Source organism: uncultured Sphingomonas sp., from assembly GCF_946477935.1.
In the GTDB taxonomy this organism is placed as follows: domain Bacteria; phylum Pseudomonadota; class Alphaproteobacteria; order Sphingomonadales; family Sphingomonadaceae; genus Sphingomonas.
In genome coordinates this window covers 1-4052 of sequence record NZ_CAMLAC010000280.1, presented here as the reverse complement: position 1 = coordinate 4052, position 4052 = coordinate 1, and the positions used below count along the sequence as shown (strand labels likewise).

At 67.8% G+C, this 4052-nt stretch carries 6 protein-coding genes and 1 pseudogene; 6 read left to right on the top strand and 1 reads right to left on the bottom strand.

The window, feature by feature from the left end; all coding sequences use genetic code 11:
- Positions 1–97 precede the first annotated feature (97 nt).
- The 5 genes from Q0U08_RS18345 to Q0U08_RS18325 are packed head-to-tail and all read left to right on the top strand — an operon-like array spanning position 98 to position 2596.
- Positions 98–715 carry a riboflavin synthase gene (locus Q0U08_RS18345; protein WP_298093122.1) on the top strand — a complete coding sequence of 206 codons (618 nt, stop codon included), beginning with the start codon at positions 98–100 and terminating at the stop codon, positions 713–715.
- Positions 705–1850, top strand: coding sequence for a 3,4-dihydroxy-2-butanone-4-phosphate synthase (ribB, locus tag Q0U08_RS18340; protein ID WP_298093121.1), 1146 nt, complete (start codon positions 705–707; stop codon positions 1848–1850). Before Q0U08_RS18345 ends, ribB begins: the two co-directional genes overlap by 11 nt.
- Complete coding sequence (gene ribH / locus Q0U08_RS18335) at positions 1850–2263, top strand: 6,7-dimethyl-8-ribityllumazine synthase (RefSeq protein WP_298093120.1); 414 nt, start codon at positions 1850–1852, stop codon at positions 2261–2263. The genes ribB and ribH overlap by 1 nt, the downstream gene beginning before the upstream one ends.
- 10 nt (positions 2264–2273) lie before the next feature.
- Positions 2274–2420 carry a hypothetical protein gene (locus Q0U08_RS18330; protein ID WP_298093119.1) on the top strand — a complete coding sequence of 49 codons (147 nt, stop codon included), beginning with the start codon at positions 2274–2276 and terminating at the stop codon, positions 2418–2420.
- Entirely contained in the window at positions 2420–2596 is a 177-nt protein-coding gene (locus Q0U08_RS18325; RefSeq protein ID WP_298093117.1) for a hypothetical protein, read from the top strand. The genes Q0U08_RS18330 and Q0U08_RS18325 overlap by 1 nt, the downstream gene beginning before the upstream one ends.
- An 81-nt stretch (positions 2597–2677) precedes the next feature.
- On the opposite strand, the gene Q0U08_RS18320 is transcribed toward Q0U08_RS18325, so the two are convergent.
- Complete coding sequence (locus tag Q0U08_RS18320) at positions 2678–3769, bottom strand: alkene reductase (protein WP_298093116.1); 1092 nt, start codon at positions 3767–3769, stop codon at positions 2678–2680.
- A 98-nt stretch (positions 3770–3867) separates the two neighbouring features.
- Between Q0U08_RS18320 and Q0U08_RS18315 the strand changes: the two are divergent.
- Positions 3868–4052 (top strand): annotated as a pseudogene (locus tag Q0U08_RS18315) (hypothetical protein); the annotation flags it as partial.

The following is a 4052-nucleotide window of genomic DNA, read 5'->3' as shown; positions in this document are numbered from 1 at the left end:
GGGCTGGACGATCTGGCGCAGGCGCACGGGCGGTGGCGGCTGGTCGATGCACGCGCGCTTGGCAGCGACCGGCTCGAGGTCTACGAGCGCGGCTGATATGTTCACAGGCATCGTCACCGATATCGGTACCATCGACGCGGTCGAGTCACGCGGCGACACGCGCGTCCGCATTTCCACCGCTTATGACATGGGCAGCGTCGATCTGGGCGCGTCGATCGCGTGTTCGGGCGTGTGCCTGACGGTGGTCGACAAGTCGGCGCCGGGGGCACCCGGCTGGTTCGCGGTCGATGTGTCCGGCGAGACGATCAGCCGGACCGCAGGCGCGCAGTGGAGCGCGGGGCGCCACCTGAACCTGGAGCGCGCGATGAAGCTGGGCGACGAACTGGGCGGGCACATCGTGACCGGCCATGTCGACGGCGTCGGCACGGTCGTGTCGGTGGCCGAGGAAGGCGGATCGCATCGGGTGTTCGTGCGCGTGCCGGCGGAACTCGCCCCCTTCGTCGCGACCAAGGGATCGGTGACGATCGACGGCGTGTCGCTGACCGTGAACAGCGTCGAGGACGGGCAGGACGGCACGGTCGTCGGCCTGAACATCATCCCGCATACCGCCGCCGTCACCACGCTGGGCACGGTGGTGGAGGGGCAGGGCGTGAACGTCGAGATCGACGTGCTCGCCCGCTATCTGCAACGTATGGAGCATTATCGTGGCCGCTAAGTCCGCAGAACTGGCGCGGTTGCGCCACGCCTTTCTGTCGAGCCCGGAAGAGATCATCGACGAGGCGCGCAACGGGCGCATGTTCATCCTGGTCGATGACGAGGACCGGGAGAATGAGGGCGATCTGGTGATCCCCGCGCAGATGGCGACGCCCGAAAAGGTGAATTTCATGGCGCGGCATGGCCGTGGGCTGATCTGCCTCGCCATGACCAAGGAGCGCGTCGATGCGCTCGGCCTGCCCTTGATGAGCCGCAACAACGGCACCCGGCACGAGACCGCCTTCACCGTCTCGATCGAGGCGAAGGAAGGCGTGACGACGGGCATTTCCGCGGCGGACCGCGCACGCACCATCTCGGTCGCGATCGACGCGTCGAAGGGAGCCGGCGAGATCGTGACGCCGGGCCATGTCTTCCCGCTGGTGGCGCGCGACGGCGGCGTGCTGGTGCGCGCCGGGCATACCGAGGCGGCGGTGGACGTCGCGCGGCTGGCCGGCCTGAACCCCTCTGGCGTGATCTGCGAGATCATGAACGAGGACGGCACGATGTCGCGCATGGACGATCTGGTCGGCTTCGCGCAGCTTCACGGGCTGAAGATCGGTACGATCCGTGATCTGATCGCCTATCGCCGCCGCTACGACCATCTGGTCGAGCTGCAGTCGGAGGCGAAGTTCGTCAGCGAATGGGGCGGCGACTGGACGGCGCGCGCCTATCGCAACAAGGCGACGGGGACCGAGCAGGTCGCGCTGGTCAAGGGTCGGCTGGACACGTCGAAGCCGGTGCTGGTGCGCATGCACGCGCTGTCGCCCTTTGCCGACGTGTTCGGCGAGGCAGGATCCCGCGGGCATCTGCTGGCACGCTCGATGGAGATCATCGCCGAGGAGGGTTCGGGCGTCGTCGTCGTCATCAACCGCCCGCGATCGGACGCGTTCACCACCGCCGTCCGGCTGAAGGCGGGCGAGGAGGTGTCGATCGATATGGAGGAACTGCGCGACTACGGCGTCGGCGCAATGATCCTGGCCGAACTGGGCGTGCAGGACATGGTGCTGCTGACCAACACGCATCACACGCTGGTCGGGCTGGACGGGTACGGCCTGTCGATCGTCGGCGAGCGTCGCATCGAGGAAGGAGACGCCTGATGGCGCATGTGTTGATCGTCGAGGCGCGGTTCTACGACCATCTGAACGACCTGTTGCTGGAGGGTGCACGCGCCGCGATCGAGGCGGCGGGGCATAGCCACGAGACGGTGACCGTGCCGGGCGCGCTGGAAGTACCGGGCACGATCGCGCTGGCGGCGGAACGCTATGACGCGTTCGTCGCGCTTGGCGTCGTGATCCGCGGCGAAACCTATCATTTCGAGATCGTCGCGGGCGAAAGCGCGCGCGGCATCATGGCGCTGACCATGGACGGGCTGGCGATCGGCAACGGCATCCTGACCGTCGAGAACGAGGCGCAGGCGCTGGTCCGCGCCCGGCCTGACCAGAAGGACAAGGGTGGCGAGGCGGCGAAGGCGGCGCTGGCGATGCTGGAGTTGAAGGGCCGTTTCGGCTGATGGTCCTCCGGTGACCGAGATGCCGCCGACCCGGTTCCGCGTGATCGAGCGCGGGCGGCGGTTGGTGGTGATCGATACGCGTGCGCCCAAGGCAGTGGCCGAGGTCGGGCCGAGGTCGGGCCGCGGCGGACGCGGTTCGATGGCGGGGGCGAGGTGATGACCGCTGCGCTGTATGACGACAAGGCGCCACGGATGCTGAGGCTGGATGCCGCGCGGTTGCGGATCGTGGGGTGGTGCAGGGCGGCGGCGTTTGGGGTGCGATGGATGCCGGAAGTGCATCGGCCGCTGCGGCGTTGGGTAACGCGATATCTCGACCGGGTGGAGCGGATCTAGTGTCGGGGTGGGTCGCCAAGCAGTGTTGCGCTGCTTGGCGATCCTTCACCCTTCCTCTCCCCCGAGGGGAGAGGGATTTGCTCAAGCCGCCTTGGCTTCGTCGAGCGTCGGGTAGTCGATATAACCTTCGAGGCCCTGGCTGTACCACGTCTTCATCACGCTCTCGTTGAGGGGAGCGTCCTTCGCCAGTCGTTCAGGCAGGTCGGGGTTGGCGAGGAAGGTGCGGCCGAAGCTGATTGCGTCGGCGATCCCTGCATCGATGTCCGCCTGTGCCTGTGCAGCCGTCTCATAGTCCGAGTTGAGGACGAGCGGGCGGTCGAAGACCTCGCGGATCTGCGGCGAGAGCTTGGGCACGTCGGTCTTACCGAAGGTGCCGTCGGGGCCGGGTTCGCGCAGTTCGAGGAAGCCGATGCCGATTTCGGCGAGGGCCTTTGCGGCGGGAATGAAGACCGTGTGGGGGTTGGAGTCGTCGACGCCCTGGCTGTCGCCGTTGGGGGAGAGGCGGACGCTGGTGCGGTCGGCACCGGCGACGGCGGCGACGCGTTCCACGACTTCGCGGAGGAGGCGGATGCGGTTGTCGGGGCTGCCGCCGTAGCGGTCGTCGCGGAAGTTGGCGTTGTCGCGCAGGAACTGGTCGATCAGATAGCCATTGGCGGCGTGGACCTGCACGCCATCGAACCCGGCGGCGAGTGCGTTGCGGGTGGCGCGCGCATAGGTGTCGAGGAGGGCGGGGATCTCGTCCAGCGTCAGCGGGCGTGCGGTTTCGAAATCCTTCTTGCCGTCATAGGTGTGGGCCTGACCCGCGGTGGCGGTCGCCGAGGAGGATACGGGCTGTTCGCCGATCACCGAGGAATGGACCTGACGGCCCATGTGCCAGAGCTGCGCGATGATGCGGCCGCCCGCGTCGTGCACCGCCTTGGTCACCGGGCGCCATGCCTCGACCTGTTCGTCGGACCAGAGGCCGGGGGCGAAAGGCCAGCCCAAGCCCTGGCGGCTGATGCCCGTTGCTTCGGAAATGATGAGGCCGGCACTGGCACGCTGCGCATAATATTCGGCCATGATCGGGGTCGGAACCGCCGCCTTGTCCGCACGGCCGCGCGTGAGCGGTGCCATGAGGATGCGGTTGGGGGCATGGATCGCGCCGAGATCGATGGCGTCGAACAGACTTGGCATTAGGCTTCCTTTTTCTTGCCTGACGACGACAAGATAGGGGGCTAAGGGGGGCCATGCACGCAAGCGCGCCCCCAAGAAAAACTGCGCCGGCCCAAACCATGTTACCGGATGCGCCCCCGGCTGCGTTTGCCGCGGTGATCCTGGCGAACGTCGCGCTCGCCTTCGGGCCGTGGTTCGTGCGGATGGCGGATACCGGGCCGGTGGCCGCCGCCTTCTGGCGGATCACGCTGGCCGCGCCGGTGCTGGTGGCCGCCGCGCTGGTGGCGGGGGGCGGGGTACGGGG